Genomic DNA, 17,047 nt, shown 5'->3' on the forward strand with positions numbered 1-17,047 from the left:
GTCTAGCATTATTTAAGAAACAGTTACAAAAAGGACAAATTCTTACAGGTTTTGATTAAAAAATAACCAATATTGTAACAAGGTGTGAAAAAGTATTAAATGTGATCAAATTAACATAAAAAAATCTTGACTTATTTATTGTTTGGGAAATTGCAAGTCTTAACGACTTACAATTTCGGTGCCTAAAAGCCATAAAGCAGTGGCATACATACGGCTTCTATTATATGTCGTAATCACTTGAAAATTAGGATAAGTAATATAATAAATAGGGCCATTGCTGTCCTGTAATTGAATCACATTAACCAAATCTAAGTCATCAATTTTGACGATTGGATTTAATGGAGAAATCCCTAAATTTTTAAGTGATCCATAGGGAACAGGCTGAGTTAAATCTTTTGCAATAACCGCCTCAGGATTGTTGCCTGTATAACGCGCTAAAAACGCAATAGGGCGATCACGCTGCCAGCCATGTTGAGCCAGATAGTTGGCAATTGAACCAATCGCATCGACAGCAGAGTTACGTAAGTCAACATGACCATTTCCATCGTAATCCACGCCAAATTTAGACACATTACTTGGCATAAATTGCGGATAACCTACTGCACCTGCATAAGACCCAACAATCGAATTGGTTGGAACGCCATCTTTATATGACCATGCAATTAAAGCACCCAACTCATCTTGGAAATATTGCGCACGGCGGGGATAACCAAAACCGAGGGTTGCAAGTGCATCACGGGTGATAAAGGAGCCCTTATTTGAGCCATAACCTGTTTCGACCCCTAGAATGCCTAGGATGATCGCTTGAGGCACCCCAAACTGCTGTTCTGCGCGATTTAGTGTATCTGCATATTGTTGTTTAAAACGTACACCACGTTGGATGGTGCCTTCAGCTAAAAAATTAGTTTTGTACTGATACCAAGGCTTACTTTCACCTGGTCGTTCCATAATGCTGATGATATTGGGTAAATTGCGTGAGCCGTTCATTGCCCAATCAATTTGTTCGCTACTTAAACCATAGGTTTGCATGGTTTTGGCTTTAAAATTATTGTATTCAGGGTTGCTGGCAAAATCATTGGCTTGGCAGAAACTGGTCAGTGAAAATGCAGCTGCACAAAAAGTGATGTTTTTAACCTTCTGTAAAAGCCCAAAAGTAAACATAGGTTATATTTCCTAATTATTTATGATAAAAAATTAACGATGTGTATGAATCGACATCACAATGCCAAAAGTGGCCATTAAAGTAATAATTGCAGTACCGCCATAACTCATAAAAGGTAATGGCACACCGACTACAGGTAAAATACCACTGACCATGCCCGCATTTACAAATACATAAACAAAAAATGACAAAGCAAAAGTACCCGCAACCAAACGACCGAAATTATGGAAGCATTGTAAACTCATTTGAAAGGTTCTAAAGATAATACAAAAGTAAATGATGATCAGAAGCAGGATACCAATCAGACCGAATTCTTCAGAAAATGCGGCAATAATAAAGTCAGTATGACCCTCGGGTAAAAAATGTAAGTGCGATTGAGTGCCTTCCAAATAACCTTTACCCATAAAGCCACCCGAACCAATTGCTGTTTTAGACTGAATGATGTTCCAGCCTGTGCCTAAGGCATCGGCTTCTGGATTAAATAAAGTTAAAACCCGTTGTCGTTGATAGTCATGTAGTAGAAATTCCCAAGCGACTGGAATCACTACAGCAACAGCACTTACTGCACCTAAAATCATTTTCCAAGAAAGACCACTCAGAAATAGCACAAAAATCCCACTGGCCAAGATGAGCAGTGATGTACCTAAATCGGGTTGTTCTGCAATCAGGATAAAAGGAATGCCGATCATGATCAGTGATAAAAACACATTTTTAAAACTAGGTGGTAGAGGATTACGGGATAAAAACCATGCAATCATCAATGGCATACCAATTTTTAAAAACTCACTGGGTTGCACACTGCCAAAACCAGGAATCCCTATCCAGCGTTGAGCACCCATGCGAACCTCACCAAACACTTTAACTGCGACTAAGCAGACCAGTCCGAAGAGATAAAAGTAGGGGGCAAAAGCTTGATAAACTTTAGGGGGAATTTGGGCTAAACCACACATGACGAGAAAACCGATACCAAAGCTCATGGCTTGTTTGGAAACCAGCCCCATATCTTGTGCAGACGCACTATAAAGGACGGTTAAACCGAGCATCGCGTTTAAAATTAGAAATAAGCTCAACCAAGGGTCAATATGGAGTTTTTGCCAGCGTGAGGGGATCATGGCAGTACTTAGACCATCACGAGGAGATTGACGTAAAAATTTATATTGAGAGCTTGGTGCCATTGGTCTATTTTGTGCGGGAAATGTGTTTTGCGCATGCTATCACAATCCCCCCCGAAGGCAATGAATATCAATACTTTGCAACAAAATTATGAGCTGAATTTTGTGATTATTTTAAGGGTGAAATATTTAAATTAGAAAATAGTGGGTTAAATAGATTGAATTAAATGGTTTTGAATTTGAATAGGTCTTAGATAGATCTAGGAATAATGTTTTATCATGGTTTTAAGTTTATGAATTTAAAGGTTAATTACTACAGCTGAAAGTATAAGCCGATAAATATAAAAAATGCCCTTACAAAGAAGGGCATTTTTTATATTTAAAAATCCAATTGAATTTTAACGATCAATTAAAAAATAAAGTATCGTAATATTCTGCAACAGCTGTGATTTCATCTTTATTTAAATTTGGAATCAACTTATCAATTGCCATATGCACTGCTTTGCCTACAGCAGACGCGCCAATATCCGCAGCCTTACGTTTGATCATACCCAAATCCAGCGTTTTATTAAAATCACGCATAAAATGGTTAATCGTTGCATCTGAGAATTGTTTGAATTGTTCAGACAATACAGCGCGATTCACATCCCCATTTGCTTGAACTTCAGCAAAACTATTTTTGAGATTGGTGACTAAACTTGCGTCTAAATTCACACCGACACGGAATTGGCCTTGTGGGTCTTTAAATAGACTACGTTCCGAAAACTCTACAGACTGACGAACCACATCATTGTCTGCCTTACTTAATAATTGTTTAAGTAACACAGCAACAGTCGATTTGACATAGCCTGCTAATTTTTCAGCAGTATCTCGTTTGTCACTTGCAGGGAAGCGACGAACAAGTTCAATCAAAAGCGTATCAATAATTTCTTCATTAATGAGTAAGGCAGTTTGATCACGTAAAGGATAAAGTGGTTCGTTAGAGTTTTTTTTCTCAATACCGGTCTGAATGTTCTTTAATAGTTCTTCAGAAGGTACAAAACCAAAAAAAGGCATGTTTTCAACCTCAATGTTTATTGTCGCGCCAATCGAATTGGGCTTGGCATCCATGATTCATCAGATACACGACATGGGTTAATATCTAAACCGCCACGACGTGTATAAGTTGCATACACCATCAGCTTTTCAGGTTTTAAATTTTGCCAAATATCGGCAAAGATTTGTTCCACGCATTGTTCGTGAAAACCGTTATGCTGACGATACGAGATAATATAAGCTAAAATACTACGATAACAAGGTTTTTCGCCTTGGTATCGGATAAAAACAGTGCCCCAATCAGGTTGTCCAGTCACAGGGCAATTGCTTCTTAATAAGTGTGAATACAGTTGAATTTCAACGCTTTCACCGTGTTGTGTATTTTCTTGATCAAAGGCCAAAAGGCTTGCATCTGGATGATTGACCAGCTGGTCAGGTTCTTGATCATCAATACAAATACCCGTTGGTTTGCTAATCTCTAAATCATCAACTTGAAATAAAGTTAGCGTCACTGGGGCTTGTGCAGCAGCAGATAAGTCTTTTTCAACGGTATTGATAAAAGCTTGATGAGAGTCAAACTGGGTAAAGTTCATACTATTAAAGTAGAGCTTTAACGACTTCGACTCAATCAAATTTGGTGATGTTGCAAGGAGTGCAATACGCCCAATGGCAACTTGCGGGATCCCTTTGCTATTCAGCCAAGAAATTTCGAATACATGCCACCAATCTTGACCTTTATATATACCCGCTACATCCGCATATTGCTCACGCGCTTGTGCACGCGCGATCGGGAAAAGAATTTCGGGTTGATAGGTAGTTGGGTAATCGGTTTCTTTACCCAATAAAGATTTTTCAACAGACATTATTCACGCATTCCTGAACCACGAGAAAGTAAATAGTAAGCAATCGCATACAGTACGCCACAGAATAGAGTCACAATAAGTAAAGACAATGAAACATTGACATCACTATGACCTAAAATTCCGAAACGGAAAGCATTGACCATATATACAATCGGGTTAATTAAAGAAAGATTTTGCCAAAATGGGCTTAAAGCACTAATTGAGTAAAACACACCGCCTAAGTAGGTGAGTGGTGTTAATACAAAGGTTGGGATAATCGAAATATCATCAAACGATTTTGCATATACAGCATTGATAAAACCACCTAAAGAGAACAATAGTGAGGTAATAATAACGGTATATATCGTGACGAAAATATTATGGATATAAAGGTCAGTAAAAAACAAACTCATTGCAGTGACAATTGCCCCAACAAGAACACCACGGGCAACACCGCCAATCACATAACCACACAAGACCATATGTAATGGAACTGGGCTCATGATCAGTTCTTCGATGCTTTTTTGGAATTTAGCACTAAAGAAACTTGAAGACACATTGGCATAACTGTTTGTAATCACCGCCATCATGATAAGACCCGGCACGATGAATTGCATATAGCTAAATCCACCCATTTGCCCAATACGAGAACCGACCAAATTACCAAAAATCACAAAGTACAAGCTCATGGTGATCGCAGGCGGTAATAAGGTCTGTGGCCAAATTCGCATAAAGCGGCGGATTTCTTTTTGAACTAATGTATAGAGTGCAATACGTAGTTGAGTAAAATTCATTCTGCAACTCCTTCAAGATTTTTCTCAACCAGTTTCACAAATAACTCTTCAAGACGATTTGATTTATTGCGCATACTGCGAACACGAATGCCTTGCGCTTCTAAAAGTTGAAATAAATCATTTAAAGAATGCGCTTTATCCATCGTGACTTCTAAGGTCATGGGGTCAATCAGATTAAATTTCACACCAATGATATCAATCATGATCGGTTCAATCGGATTTTCTAAATCGAAAATAAAAGATTCTTCACTCAATTGGTTTAAGAACGCTTTCATCGAGGTATCTTCTTTGATAACACCACGGTCAATAATCGCAATCTGACGACAAAGCATTTCTGCTTCTTCTAAATAATGCGTGGTTAAAATGATCGAAGTGCCTTTTTCATTCATTTCTGTAAGGAAATCCCACATTGAACGGCGTAACTCGATATCTACACCTGCAGTGGGTTCATCTAAAATCAAAAGTTTAGGTTCATGCATCATGGCACGCGCAATCATTAAACGGCGCTTCATACCACCAGACAACATACGACCTTGAGTATTACGCTTATCCCATAAACCTAATTTTTCTAAATATTCTTCAGCACGTTGTTGTGCAATTTTAGGTGGAATGCCGTAATAACCCGCTTGAGTGACTAAGATGTCAAAGATCTTTTCAAATTGACCAAAGTTAAATTCTTGAGGAACAACACCTAGACATTGCTTTGCATGTGAAGGATGGGTATCTAAATCGTGACCAAAAATTTCCACAGTACCCGAGGTTTTCCGCGCCAAGGAACTGATAATACTGATTGTTGTCGATTTACCAGCGCCATTTGGTCCTAAAAGTGCATAAAACTCTCCTTCTGGAACAGTCAAATTGATTCCTTTAAGTGCTTGGAATCCATTTCTATAGGTTTTAGATAAATCTCTTAACGTCAGAGCATCAGTCATGAAATTCTCACTTGGTTTATGGAGTGTGTATTGTGAGCGATCTTTTTAAATAAACCAAGTAAGTTAGGAGGAATTCTGCATTGCAAATATGCAACATTGCTTAAAGCATGAGCATCAATCAAAAGAGTTGTTTTATAAATGCTTTACCTCGCGGTTTTTTTTGTTATGATGTGCCTTCTCAATTTAAGCGCCCATAGCTTAACTGGATAGAGTGCAGGTTTCCGAAGCCTGTGGAGTGGGTTCGAGTCCCGCTGGGCGTACCAAATTTATGAATAAAATCAATAGTTTAGTGGTTATTTTGACGTAAAAACGGCACATAATCACTGAAATCTCGTGATACGATAAGAAAATAATTCAGGACTTTCTTGCTCATATAAAATTTCTTGCATAGCCAAGCGACTAATTAAAGGCGCGAGAGTGACTGCTGCATGCATTGAAATGAGATAAAGTCCAGAGTCATCATTCATCGTACCAACAATGGGCATATCATCGAATGGGATAGGGCGCATTCCTACAGCCACGTGATCAACAGTTATAGATGATGTTAATGTCGGTGCTATCGCATTAAAATGTGCTTGAATCGTTTTTAAAGCATTCAGAGTGATCAGTTCTGGCGTATTGACTGCTGTGTCATCGATATAATCTTCTGCCGCTAAAAAATGTTCTGAATCAATCGAGCGAATCTCCATCTCTGGTGTCGAGATAATATGCTGTGCGAATTGATCTGATTTTTCATGCTTAAAGCGAATAATAATAGCTGGCAAAGATGCTAAAGGTAATTCGATATTGATGGTTTGCAGTAAATCCTTATTAACCACTCCTGCTGTTAAAACGACTTTATCCGCAAAATAATCCTTATCTTGACTACGTACACCGATCGTTTGACCTGATTCATTTTGTAATATTTTAGAAACTTTAGTTTCTGGACAATAAGTTACGCCTTTTTTAATGGCATCCTGAAGCAGCGTTTGAATCACCCAGATAGGATCTATCGCACCTTCTTCGCCAGCAAATGCAACCACATTCGGCGCTTTATCAAGCAAAGGTTCTTTTTTTGCAAGATTCTCTTTTGTTAAAGATTCGACATTAAAAGACAGCTCACTGTGGGATTGGATAAACTGTAATGTCTCTGCATTCGTTTCCTGCCAACTAATGGCACCTCGCCAATGAATTTTTAATGCGCCATTCATCTCTGCATCTAATCTTCGCCATTCATTCAAGGATTTTGATCGTAGTTTTTGGTAGGCATCAGGACGCCCATATGAAACATTAAGCCATGCAAAAGAATGTTGGGAAACACCGCTTCCTGCCTGCTTTTGATCTAATAATGTCACTTCTGCATCGGAATAAGTGGCGAAATACCATGCTAGAGTAATGCCAACAATACCAGCACCAACAATAACAATCTTTTTTTCTTTCATTTTGAGCTTCTGTCGCATTAATAAATCAAATTTCATATTATTTTGAATATGATAAAATGATTCTATCAAAGAATTTAAAATGGATAATTTTAATTATTGCTTTACAGGCTGCATTACAAGTATTTTTATAATTTATTGAACGATTAATTTTTAAATAGTTATTTTTCTATTTCGAAGAGCAATGGGCGTACTATATTGTTGTTCCTGACTGTACCAGTTTGTCTAAAAACCCTTTATATTATAAGTATCTAGGCATTCTCTTTGTCGCGGTTTGTTCTTCTTTATACTTTGATAATAAGGGTACATTTGGGGGTATGTTGTAAAATCTAATAAAAATGTACCCTCAAAATGGAAAATTAATAGTAGAAAAAACTCAAAATATTAAATTTGAAAATTTATATCTATATGATTTCTTCAAAAGCAGTATCTTGGTTAAATTCAAACCAATCAGTGAATCTACTTAACTTTTCCAGTAATTTATCTATGCATGAAAACACACGGCTAAATCGCCGTGCTTTTTTAATTAATCGGATCTGTAGTGCATTGCCTCATTACTGTGAAAGTATCCTCATATTCATGCATCCCCTTATTCCAGATATCCTTTTTTGGTGTTATTTTCATTCCAATAATCGAATTAAGAACTATAACATGCTCTATCGTTGGTTCTCGTTGATCAATTCTTTTTATAACGCCATCAGGGGCAATAAAGGTAACTTTAAATTCTCCAAAATCTGTTGTATTCGACGATTTGCTGTAGGAGGGGCTTTTTCGATAGGTTGGTTCATCTAAATACACAAAATCAATTTTCTTCAAGGCTTTTTTTATTGATTTGAACTTTTGTTGAACTTGGTATGCATTTGACTTTATCACCAATTTGCATTCATAGATTTTTTCTTTTTTTGTATTTGTAGCATTTATATGAAAAGGCTGATCTGCTGAGAATCGAGTAGGTACTCCATTTTCTTTGTATGGTCGTAGTTTAGCGTTTAAAACTGCATTTTTGATCAATTCATCTGTTTTAGCATTTCCAGTACTACTAATCACTTTTGCAGATGTCACATTACCCATTCCATCTGATTCAAAGCGAATCACAGTATCAAATACATTTGGAGTATCAAACTGATTAATAATTTTTGGTATTTTAGGATTTATTCGCCAGCTTACTCCATCATTTTTTGTTAGATCAAGAGATTCTTCTGCTGCATTTGTTAATAAACTACAAAACAAAAATGGGATATAAAATAAATGCTTCAAAATGTACACCTTATATAAAAGTTAGTATGCAATATCTTTGTAAGTTAAATTATTGTGCTCAAGTTTATAGCAATTTTTCACACAATTCATTACTACAGCTAGAAGCTGAATTCCATAGCAGATTGCTAATGCGACTGTAAGGCATAAGTGATTATTAAATTAACACTGAACTTTAAAAACTTTGTAAAATGCCTGAATCTGATTTTTGTTAGGCACACGCCTAAATCAAACATTGGTTAATTAAACGCTTAAGCTAATTCAGACAAAATTGAGGTAGATCTTTCAGCAGTTTTTCTAAATCAATAAACTGATATTTTTTAATGAATACACCACTAATTGAAGGCGGGTTTGAACGCTGAATTATTGATGTAGTTATCAATGAATTAATTAATTATCAATTAGAGTATTGATGAAGAAAGCATAAAATGGTTCAGTCTAAATAACCATATAAAGTTATGGATTGATCAATATAAGTCATTGATGGGTGACTATTCGTAATTTTAAAATTTTAAAAATATAAAAGTAATTTGAACATTAAAAATTGGATGATCTTTTGGAAATGCTTTAAATAGAGTTACTTTGTTGGTGAAGTTTTTTATAGCCAACCACTCGATAAGATTGATCCTAAAAAGCATAAATTAGTAGCAGAATACAAAGTACTTAAGTAAAACTCGTATCTATCAAATCATTTGTAATACTGTGATTAAGCTAAATATCTAAAGAATTTAAGTCTCTTATTCACCTTCATATTGAGTATTTTTCACCAATTAAAAGCAAGCTATAGCACTTGTTATATATTGCCACTGACAAATAAAATGAAACCCTAGTAAAATACTAGGTATTCTTCCTATTACTGAATTATCGGTTTTTGCCTGCATTCTTTCCCCAAAGATGCAGGTTTTTTTTGCCTTAATGCTTCAATTATTCATAGCATAGCCTTAGTGGGCTGTTTTTTTCATAAAATCCTTAAGCGGTTAAGGATTTTGAATTTTGCTCAAAGTTCATAAAATAGAGCTGAATGCGGTAGTATAGTGATTAACGACAAGAGTAATCATTACGATGAATGAAACCTTTACATATTTGTATACCCACGTGGGTATATTTGGGTCCTTACCTACACACAAAGTATTTACCAGCGATAAGAGCAATAGAACAAAATTAATTTTTGCTGATAACACATTTATTTACAGTTTAATTTCTTCTTGGGCCTTAAGTAACTCTGATTTTGATAGTGGAAAAGTAACATGGAAAGAAGAGCCACAAAGCTATCTAGAAAATGAAATAAAAAAATTAGCGATTTATAAAGCGAATCATCCCTTATTTATCACTGAATCATAAGTTGATGTAGTCATAGAGTGAAGTCACCGCTATTTTAAAGATTGATGAAAGGTAGAGCAAAATATTGAAGAATGCCTTGCAGAAATGTGAGGCATTTTTAATCGCTTAATTTTTCTTAACGCGCCAAAAAAATGTCATAAATGAGTGTTATATTGCTTAAAACAATTGAGGGGAGCCAACATGGGTATCGATCTAAAAGAACTCAATAAGCAAATTGATGATTTTAAAGAAAGTAAGGATCCACAAAGATTAATTATTGGTTATAAAACTTATTCTAAATTAATGAAAGAGAATAAGTTTTTAGATAAAATTAGCAAAGATGCAAATGACCCAATGATTAGATATTATAAAGAAATAAAGATAAAAATAGTCACAGAAAAGCATTTTTTTGAGATTGAATAGCTGAATAAGCAATATAAGTTGAAATGAGTGGTAAATAATGAAGTTTGTGGTGAGGCGCTTAAAGCGTCTTTTTTTATAGCAAAAATTATTATAGATACTTAACAGGTATTTATAGACAGGGAAGTATCGATAAGAAAAGGAAAGAGAGAAGTAATTATTGCAAAATGTTTTACTATTTAAGCAGCTTACTAAGCGATAGATTTTAATGTGATTTATTTATCCATATTAATGATTGAAAATTTCACGTTATTAGTGTATAAAAAATCAACAACAATAAAATAAGGGTGATTACATGATATCTAAATCTATAAACATCGCATTCTTCTTTTCTATGTTTATTGTTCTTACTTTGCTTATCCATTTATTTGGTAATATCCCTTTAGGGATATGGGTGTATAAGTAAATACAAATGGGCCTAAAAGCTCATCAAAAGGTGGGCTTTTATGAATTTTAATATGTTGAAATGTGTTGAAAATAATTTTTCTATTATGCTGCGGATCATATATTGATAGATGCTTAGAGATGCTTTGCTCTTTAACAACTTAGATCATGGCATAAAAATTAACGATGTCTGGTGTTAAATATGATGTTGTGGATCTGGCGAAAGAGATTCAGTCTAATCACTCCGAAATTCTCTGTTTTTATATTTTTCTATGCATACACAAAAACAATGCATAAAAGTACAAATATTGTGTGAATAGAATACTTAAATAGGGCTTTTTGAGATATATATTGAATAAAGGTTGTATTACTTGCCTTTAAGGCGTATAAAGTCACTTCGTTGATGCGGGATGGAGCAGTCTGGTAGCTCGTCGGGCTCATAACCCGAAGGTCGTTGGTTCAAATCCAGCTCCCGCTACCAACGAAAAAAGATTCAAAGTTTATAGCCTAGTTTGCTTCATGCTTACTAGGTTTTTTTATACTTAAAATTTATTGCATTGAATTTAAGCGCTTTAGAATAGCAAAGATATAAAAAGCGCACTCAATCAATCTGCTTATTTATGCTGGGTATTTGAAGATAAGTAGAATAGTGTTATTTAATGAGTTTTCACTTTTAGCTTAAGTATTCTATGGCTCAATCTAATCTATATAAATTACCTGCTAAATATTGGATGGGCCGAATAGCAATTGGATATGGCATTGGCTATTTTGAAGGAGCTGTTGGTGATAACTCTCCACATCGTCATCACGCACATCAGTTAAGCTTTGCAAAACAACAGGGAGAGCGGATTCAAGTTATTGCTGATGATTATTGTATATGGAGTAGTGGGGTCTATATCGCAGCAAATACTTTACATCATTTGCAACCAGGAACTTACTGTTCGATCTATATTGATCAAACACATTTTCTTGCTGATGTCATTCAGCATTATTTACAAGCTTACCTACAACCAGACTCGTCGATTATGATATTGCCTGAAAGTTTGGTGACGATTCTTAGAGTATGTTTTATAGAACAAAATCAAACATTTGAATCTTTTCAAAAGCTTTTAAGTTATTGCAGTGAATCTAATTTCAAAGCTCAGTCAGTTAGAGAAGAGCGTCTTGCAAAATTTCTTATTCTCAACCATCAACAGAATTTGACAGTGAAACAAATCGCCACACAATTCAATCTTTCAGAAAGTCGTTTTAGTCATTGGTTTAGTGACAATTTTGGTATTTCTTATCGTAGTTATCGGAAATGGTTACGCTTATTACAAAGCTTTCAAGCCATAGATCAGGATATTAGTTTAACCAGCATCGCTCATCACGCTCATTTTTCTGATCAGGCGCATTTTAGTCGAACCTGCAAACAAATGTTTGGCATTCAACCTTCACTATTAAAATTTATTCCATCCATTGAGCAAATGCCAATATTACTTTTGTCAGATTAAAAGCTATAAGTGATATAGCGGTTTCGTTCAATTTTTCTATCCAGCCAGTCAGCATACTCCTAAAACGTATTCTGTTGATTGGAGTTATCAATGAGCGCTTTTGTTAAAATATCTCTGCGATATTTATTTTATCCGCTTTGTATGCTGTTAACCGTATGGATGATGATGTTCATCGTCTCAGGGCAAGTTCTGTATTGGCCCAGTTCAATATTGTTTATCTTGCTAAGTGGCGTAGTGATTGCATGGGTTGAGCACTCTTTGCCTTATCAAGCAAAGTGGTTGGATACACATCAAGATTTTGTTACAGATATCATCCATGCAATTTTTAATTTATTTTTGATTGTTTCTGTCTCAAAAATTATTGAATGGTTTGATCTTTTTCGATTTATTCCACGATTATGGCCCGACCATATTTCGGTATTTTGGCAGATATTGATTGTTGCTGTGGTGATTGATTTTGGACTATGGTTCATGCACTACCTAAGCCACAAATACCAGTTTTTATGGAAATTACATGCGATTCACCATCAATCACGCCGTTTATATTGGTTAAATGCTGAAAAGCGGCATCCCCTGAGTGCAATCGTACTTGCTGGACCTAGTTTGATCATCCTCGCGCTTTTTGGGGCTCCAAGTTTGCTGATTGGTTGTTGGATGATATTTATGGCCGTGCATTTGTTTTTTCAGCATGCAAATATTGATTATCGTGTTGGTCCTTTCAAATATATTTTTGCTGTAGCTGAAGTACATCGCATCCATCATAAACATGGATTTGGTCGTAAGAATTTTGGAGAAGTGTTCATATTTTGGGACATCTTGTTTAGAAGTTTTCACTATGAAGATCAAAAAATTAAAGATGATCAAGTTGGTGTGCGTAGTCAAATACCCAACCAATATTTGGCTCAACTCCGCTGGCCATTTAAAAAGTAACCCTAAAGTAAGCATAAGAAAAATTGATGTATAGAACATTGGTATTTTTTTCTTGTGAAATAGAAAGCCAATTGGCTTTCTATCAATGATCGAGAAAAGTAATTTATTTGAGCAAGCTCTTGCAAAAGGGCTATTCTAAATAGATAAGTTACTCTTTATCCATAATAAAGTTAAATATGTATAAGAAGGCTTGATTATTTATTTTTTTCCTGTAAAGTAAAGCCAACTAGAAAAAAGTCATGTTTTGGTAAATCTTCTCTAAGTATCGCAGTTTTAGTCATAATCCTTCGTTTTATTCAGATTTTAAGTTCAATTCTTTATTATTTTCGACGTTATCACTAGTCATAAAATGGCTTAAAATTTTTAAATCTCAGTAGGATTGATTATGTCAAACTCAAATGTTGTTAAAGGTACAGTTAAATGGTTCAACGAAACTAAAGGTTTCGGTTTCATTCAACAAGAATCAGGTCCAGACGTTTTTGCTCATTTCAGCGAAATCGCTAACTCTGGCTTCAAAACTCTTGCTGAAGGTCAACAAGTTGAATTCAGTATCACTCAAGGTCCTAAAGGTCCTAACGCTGTAAACATTACTCCGCTATAATTCAGAGTAAGTTGTAAAAAAAGCACGATATCGTGCTTTTTTTAACGCTAAATTTTTATTTTAATTCATATTTATACATTTTAATTATTTCTATAACTTTTATCCTAGTGTCAAAGCTATATTTATACTGAAATACTGGACCTGTTTAAAAAATCCATCATTCGCCTATCAGCAAAAATTTAAGCACATCTAATCAATTGCTGTGTTAAAGCTTGTCTTTTCTAAGCGGGGGGACCGTGCGGCTGCTGTGCTATTTCTAGATCAATAAACAAAAAGAAACCCGCATCATGCAGGTTAGTAGGGCCTTTCTTTATTGTCTATAGACCACTCTCTCCAATGGTCACGGATACTATACATCTGTTCTTTAATAATAAAAACGCAGTAAAATAGTCGAGATAAATGTATAGCGTCTTTCTGGTTGAATATGATTGATAAACCATAATAATTTAGATAAGTGAATAGAATCTAGTAGACTTTTCTTTTATGTCATATTTTAAAACGATTTAATTAAAAAATATTTAAAATCAGTTGTATAGAATTTAACTTTTGTCCTTCTTTACGCGCAGCATTGGCTAGTGTTTTTCATTGTTTTTATAGAGGCTGTATTTGTGAGCATACGAAGTCTCGATCATTGAGTGAATAAATTCTGATATTTGTATTGTTGTAAAATTCAATAGCCGATGAATGGTATTGAAAGTGAGACTCTTGTTATGTAAATTAAGTTTAGCTAAACATATATCACAAGTTTATATACCCACTTACTCTATCGGTGGGTATTTTTTTATACAGGTAATGAAAGGGTTGACGACAATTTAATTTTAAAGTAAATTTAAATTGTTATTTTACTAATAATAAATAACAAAAATCCTTAGTCAGCGCAAAATTAAGGTAAAGCCTTACAGAAATGTAGGGCTTTTTTTATCAGCTCAGCGCAAGTTTAGAATAAATCCGTTTTTGAGGCTGATGATTGGTCTACATACTAGAGTGGACATTGGTCTTTAAAGCAGCTTTGCAAGTACCGAAGCAGGGGATTGTTTAATTGTATTCAAGTAACTGAGTATTATTGTTGAATTATCAATATTGATGCATTTGCAGTAATTGAAGCCAAAAGCTAGCGTACATCTGAACGGACTTAAGTAATGAATATTTTTATTGATATGACAAGTAAAAATGAATTTGTTAAATTAAGTGAACGATACAAAGGATGGTAATGCGATGAAAAAATTAATTTTAGCTGGGAAGCTGGTTGAGGCAACCTTAGAGGGTGACCATGTCACAAGATTACTCATCGGAAATTTAGTCAGTTTTCTGATAAAAAATGGAACAGTGAATTATGAAGACTATTTTCAATTTACCCAACAAACAAAAAAATACTTGATTGAAACGTCTGAGGATAGCAGTGAATCCAAAGTAAAAATGATTGAAAGTATTTTTGATCTTCATCTTGATGATTTAAAGGAGATAAAAGCAATAGATCTTAAAAAACCTGAGTAGCATCAAGAAGCAATCTTTTTGATAAGCACTTAAAATGTAAGTAAATAAAAATTTTTATAATAATTTACTGTTTTTGCAGTATATTGAATTGCGTTTGATGTACAAGCATAAATTTAATAATCATTGAATGTTTTGGTTAACAGTTTTAGCTGTTTTTATTTAATTTTTTAAGGTATTTTTTATGAATAAACTCGACATAAATGTAAAGGATCAATTTGGAAAGTGTTACGCAGTTGAGGCAACATTAGATGATGTTGTGATAAATCCAAATAAAACTCATGAACGTATCAAATATATTATTGTTGAAAATGAACTTTTGCGTCCTAACTTCGAAATGCTTTTTGAAAGCAGCAAGAATGGTAAAATTTATAAGATTTTGGAACCTATGATTTAAATCGAGCCACCTACGGGTGGTTTTTTAATTGCTTCAAGTTATATAGCGACTAAGGCAAATCTTCGCTGTTGATTTGAACATTGTTTTGCAGCACGCTTTGGCTAATTTTTGTTACATAGTTTAATTTAATTAATAAATAAAGGCTGATATAATTTTTATTGAATTGCTGTGCGACTCACACATCATTCATGCGCCTCCAAAAAATAAGCCCACTTTTTAGTGGGCTTTCTAATGCTATACAATGACTGGTTGAATTAAATTATTATTTGGGTAAGCGCTAAAGATGCCTTGATGAGAGTAAAAGTATAATAGTCGCTATCGAAATATTAGGTTTTTAATCTTAAGTAAAAGGTTAAGCTGTTGTGTTTTGAAGTTAAAAGAGCATACGATAATCAGTCAACAATGAATGGTTTTAGAGTGTTCTGGATGCTCATCAATAATTCTTTTAAACATATATAGAATAAAGGTTGTATTCCTTGTCTTTAAGGCGTATAAAGGTGCTTCGTTGATGCGGGATGGAGCAGTCTGGTAGCTCGTCGGGCTCATAACCCGAAGGTCGTTGGTTCAAATCCAGCTCCCGCTACCAACGAAAAAAGATTCAAAGTTTATAGCCTAGTTTGCTTCATGCTTACTAGGTTTTTTTTATGCTTTTAAATTAGTTAGCTTTAGAAATTTATAATCAAAGCGCGGATAAATGCCGTGAAAAAATGATAATTGAAGGCGCATTTCAACGTTGTTGTCTAAGTTAAAATAAAAATAATATGTAAAGTGTGCTTTACATGGTGCGCTATTTGATCTAAATTTATGTAAAGCTTACTTTACATGGTTGCCGTATGAAAAAATATAAATCTCTGATTGAGTTTAGTGCATCAATACTGCTTTATGTTGTTGTGCTTATTTGTTCATTAAATTATTTAAAGAATGACGATATCCGTTATTCAACACAAATTTTTGTGACATTATTGCCGATAATTCCCTGTATTTTGGTGGGCTGGAGTGTACTCAGACAATTAGCACGCTTAGATGAAATGCAACAACACATCCAATTACAAGCTTTTGCGCTCGCATTCGTAGGTACCGCACTGATTACATTTAGCTATGGATTTCTTGAAAATATTGGCTTTCCACATCTTTCTATGTTTTTTGTATGGCCTCTAATGGCAACGTTGTGGGGTGTTGGTATTGCAATTGGGAGCTGGCGTTATCGATGAAAAATATCTTATCTGAATTGAGAGCACAGCAAGGTTGGTCTCAGCAACAATTAGCAGAATATTTGGGAGTCTCTCGCCAGACAATCAATGCGATTGAAAAACAGCGCTATGATCCTAGCTTACCTTTGGCATTTAAAATTGCGAAATTATTTAACCAATCAATTGAAGCAATTTTTGAAGATGAAGAAAGTTTTGACAATGAAAGTGACGTTATAAAAGCAGAAAATTCTGCCGCTAAAAAATAGTGTATT

Annotated in this window: 17 protein-coding genes and 3 tRNA genes; 12 read left to right on the plus strand and 8 right to left on the minus strand. The window is 34.7% G+C overall.

Going from position 1 to position 17,047, the window contains the following annotated elements; genetic code table 11:
• Positions 1-159: 159 nt before the first annotated feature.
• The 6 genes from mltB to AC07U8_RS06350 all read right to left on the minus strand — a co-directional run bounded on the left by mltB (position 160) and on the right by AC07U8_RS06350 (position 5,877).
• A complete protein-coding gene (gene mltB / locus AC07U8_RS06325; RefSeq protein WP_004820018.1) occupies positions 160-1,161 on the minus strand; it encodes a lytic murein transglycosylase B in 1,002 nt (333 codons plus the stop codon).
• A 33-nt stretch (positions 1,162-1,194) separates the two neighbouring features.
• A complete protein-coding gene (rodA, locus tag AC07U8_RS06330; protein WP_004722007.1) occupies positions 1,195-2,337 on the minus strand; it encodes a rod shape-determining protein RodA in 1,143 nt (380 codons plus the stop codon).
• Between the two features lie 342 nt (positions 2,338-2,679).
• Positions 2,680-3,330: a hypothetical protein gene (locus AC07U8_RS06335; protein WP_004820022.1), complete on the minus strand. Its 651-nt coding sequence runs from the start codon at positions 3,328-3,330 to the stop codon at positions 2,680-2,682.
• A gap of 17 nt (positions 3,331-3,347) precedes the next feature.
• Positions 3,348-4,172, minus strand: a complete 825-nt coding sequence (gene queF / locus AC07U8_RS06340) for an NADPH-dependent 7-cyano-7-deazaguanine reductase QueF (protein ID WP_270386174.1) — start codon at positions 4,170-4,172, stop codon at positions 3,348-3,350.
• On the minus strand, positions 4,172-4,945 hold the full coding sequence (locus tag AC07U8_RS06345) for an ABC transporter permease (RefSeq protein WP_004820027.1): 774 nt from the start codon (positions 4,943-4,945) through the stop codon (positions 4,172-4,174). Before AC07U8_RS06345 ends, queF begins: the two co-directional genes overlap by 1 nt.
• A complete protein-coding gene (locus tag AC07U8_RS06350) occupies positions 4,942-5,877 on the minus strand; it encodes an ABC transporter ATP-binding protein (protein WP_004722000.1) in 936 nt (311 codons plus the stop codon). The genes AC07U8_RS06345 and AC07U8_RS06350 overlap by 4 nt, the downstream gene beginning before the upstream one ends.
• A 187-nt stretch (positions 5,878-6,064) precedes the next feature.
• Between AC07U8_RS06350 and AC07U8_RS06355 the strand changes: the two genes are divergently transcribed.
• Positions 6,065-6,140: transfer RNA gene (locus AC07U8_RS06355), tRNA-Arg, on the plus strand.
• 57 nt (positions 6,141-6,197) lie between these two features.
• Here AC07U8_RS06355 and AC07U8_RS06360 read toward each other — a convergent pair.
• Together AC07U8_RS06360 and AC07U8_RS06365 are read right to left on the minus strand one after the other, a co-directional pair.
• Positions 6,198-7,298, minus strand: coding sequence for an NAD(P)/FAD-dependent oxidoreductase (locus AC07U8_RS06360; RefSeq protein ID WP_494737537.1), 1,101 nt, complete (start codon positions 7,296-7,298; stop codon positions 6,198-6,200).
• 519 nt (positions 7,299-7,817) lie between these two features.
• On the minus strand, positions 7,818-8,552 hold the full coding sequence (locus AC07U8_RS06365) for an energy transducer TonB (protein WP_270386172.1): 735 nt from the start codon (positions 8,550-8,552) through the stop codon (positions 7,818-7,820).
• Between the two features lie 1,059 nt (positions 8,553-9,611).
• Here AC07U8_RS06365 and AC07U8_RS06370 point away from each other — a divergent pair.
• The 11 genes from AC07U8_RS06370 to AC07U8_RS06420 all read left to right on the plus strand — a co-directional run bounded on the left by AC07U8_RS06370 (position 9,612) and on the right by AC07U8_RS06420 (position 17,041).
• Positions 9,612-9,890 carry a hypothetical protein gene (locus AC07U8_RS06370; RefSeq protein WP_270386171.1) on the plus strand — a complete coding sequence of 93 codons (279 nt, stop codon included), beginning with the start codon at positions 9,612-9,614 and terminating at the stop codon, positions 9,888-9,890.
• A gap of 180 nt (positions 9,891-10,070) precedes the next feature.
• Positions 10,071-10,292, plus strand: coding sequence for a hypothetical protein (locus tag AC07U8_RS06375; protein ID WP_034614325.1), 222 nt, complete (start codon positions 10,071-10,073; stop codon positions 10,290-10,292).
• 785 nt (positions 10,293-11,077) lie between these two features.
• Positions 11,078-11,154: transfer RNA gene (locus AC07U8_RS06380), tRNA-Met, on the plus strand.
• 208 nt (positions 11,155-11,362) lie between these two features.
• Positions 11,363-12,166, plus strand: a complete 804-nt coding sequence (locus tag AC07U8_RS06385) for a helix-turn-helix domain-containing protein (protein ID WP_270386170.1) — start codon at positions 11,363-11,365, stop codon at positions 12,164-12,166.
• 90 nt (positions 12,167-12,256) lie between these two features.
• Positions 12,257-13,096, plus strand: a complete 840-nt coding sequence (locus tag AC07U8_RS06390) for a sterol desaturase family protein (protein ID WP_494737538.1) — start codon at positions 12,257-12,259, stop codon at positions 13,094-13,096.
• Positions 13,097-13,481: 385 nt separating this feature from the next.
• Positions 13,482-13,697: a cold-shock protein gene (locus tag AC07U8_RS06395; RefSeq protein WP_004721990.1), complete on the plus strand. Its 216-nt coding sequence runs from the start codon at positions 13,482-13,484 to the stop codon at positions 13,695-13,697.
• A gap of 1,215 nt (positions 13,698-14,912) precedes the next feature.
• Complete coding sequence (locus AC07U8_RS06400; RefSeq protein WP_270387614.1) at positions 14,913-15,191, plus strand: hypothetical protein; 279 nt, start codon at positions 14,913-14,915, stop codon at positions 15,189-15,191.
• A 181-nt stretch (positions 15,192-15,372) separates the two neighbouring features.
• A complete protein-coding gene (locus AC07U8_RS06405) occupies positions 15,373-15,585 on the plus strand; it encodes a hypothetical protein (RefSeq protein ID WP_004721987.1) in 213 nt (70 codons plus the stop codon).
• Positions 15,586-16,094: 509 nt separating this feature from the next.
• Positions 16,095-16,171 (plus strand) — tRNA-Met (locus AC07U8_RS06410).
• A gap of 247 nt (positions 16,172-16,418) precedes the next feature.
• Positions 16,419-16,796, plus strand: coding sequence for a hypothetical protein (locus tag AC07U8_RS06415; protein ID WP_034618282.1), 378 nt, complete (start codon positions 16,419-16,421; stop codon positions 16,794-16,796).
• Entirely contained in the window at positions 16,793-17,041 is a 249-nt protein-coding gene (locus AC07U8_RS06420) for a helix-turn-helix transcriptional regulator (RefSeq protein WP_270387617.1), read from the plus strand. Before AC07U8_RS06415 ends, AC07U8_RS06420 begins: the two co-directional genes overlap by 4 nt.
• Positions 17,042-17,047: the final 6 nt, after the last annotated feature.

Source organism: Acinetobacter sp. GW821-FHT01E09 (assembly GCF_059422385.1).

What these genes read in the sequence shown, in the direction of transcription:
- AC07U8_RS06370 (WP_270386171.1), top strand. Translation starts at nt 9,612, where the DNA reads ATGAATGAAACCTTTACATATTTGTATACCCACGTGGGTATATTTGGG.
- AC07U8_RS06390 (WP_494737538.1), top strand. Translation starts at nt 12,257, where the DNA reads ATGAGCGCTTTTGTTAAAATATCTCTGCGATATTTATTTTATCCGCTT.
- AC07U8_RS06345 (WP_004820027.1), bottom strand. Translation starts at nt 4,945, where the DNA reads ATGAATTTTACTCAACTACGTATTGCACTCTATACATTAGTTCAAAAA.
- AC07U8_RS06375 (WP_034614325.1), top strand. Translation starts at nt 10,071, where the DNA reads ATGGGTATCGATCTAAAAGAACTCAATAAGCAAATTGATGATTTTAAA.
- rodA (WP_004722007.1), bottom strand. Translation starts at nt 2,337, where the DNA reads ATGGCACCAAGCTCTCAATATAAATTTTTACGTCAATCTCCTCGTGAT.
- queF (WP_270386174.1), bottom strand. Translation starts at nt 4,172, where the DNA reads ATGTCTGTTGAAAAATCTTTATTGGGTAAAGAAACCGATTACCCAACT.
- AC07U8_RS06405 (WP_004721987.1), top strand. Translation starts at nt 15,373, where the DNA reads ATGAATAAACTCGACATAAATGTAAAGGATCAATTTGGAAAGTGTTAC.
- AC07U8_RS06415 (WP_034618282.1), top strand. Translation starts at nt 16,419, where the DNA reads ATGAAAAAATATAAATCTCTGATTGAGTTTAGTGCATCAATACTGCTT.
- AC07U8_RS06400 (WP_270387614.1), top strand. Translation starts at nt 14,913, where the DNA reads ATGAAAAAATTAATTTTAGCTGGGAAGCTGGTTGAGGCAACCTTAGAG.
- AC07U8_RS06420 (WP_270387617.1), top strand. Translation starts at nt 16,793, where the DNA reads ATGAAAAATATCTTATCTGAATTGAGAGCACAGCAAGGTTGGTCTCAG.
- AC07U8_RS06360 (WP_494737537.1), bottom strand. Translation starts at nt 7,298, where the DNA reads ATGAAAGAAAAAAAGATTGTTATTGTTGGTGCTGGTATTGTTGGCATT.
- AC07U8_RS06395 (WP_004721990.1), top strand. Translation starts at nt 13,482, where the DNA reads ATGTCAAACTCAAATGTTGTTAAAGGTACAGTTAAATGGTTCAACGAA.
- AC07U8_RS06385 (WP_270386170.1), top strand. Translation starts at nt 11,363, where the DNA reads ATGGCTCAATCTAATCTATATAAATTACCTGCTAAATATTGGATGGGC.
- mltB (WP_004820018.1), bottom strand. Translation starts at nt 1,161, where the DNA reads ATGTTTACTTTTGGGCTTTTACAGAAGGTTAAAAACATCACTTTTTGT.
- AC07U8_RS06350 (WP_004722000.1), bottom strand. Translation starts at nt 5,877, where the DNA reads ATGACTGATGCTCTGACGTTAAGAGATTTATCTAAAACCTATAGAAAT.
- AC07U8_RS06335 (WP_004820022.1), bottom strand. Translation starts at nt 3,330, where the DNA reads ATGCCTTTTTTTGGTTTTGTACCTTCTGAAGAACTATTAAAGAACATT.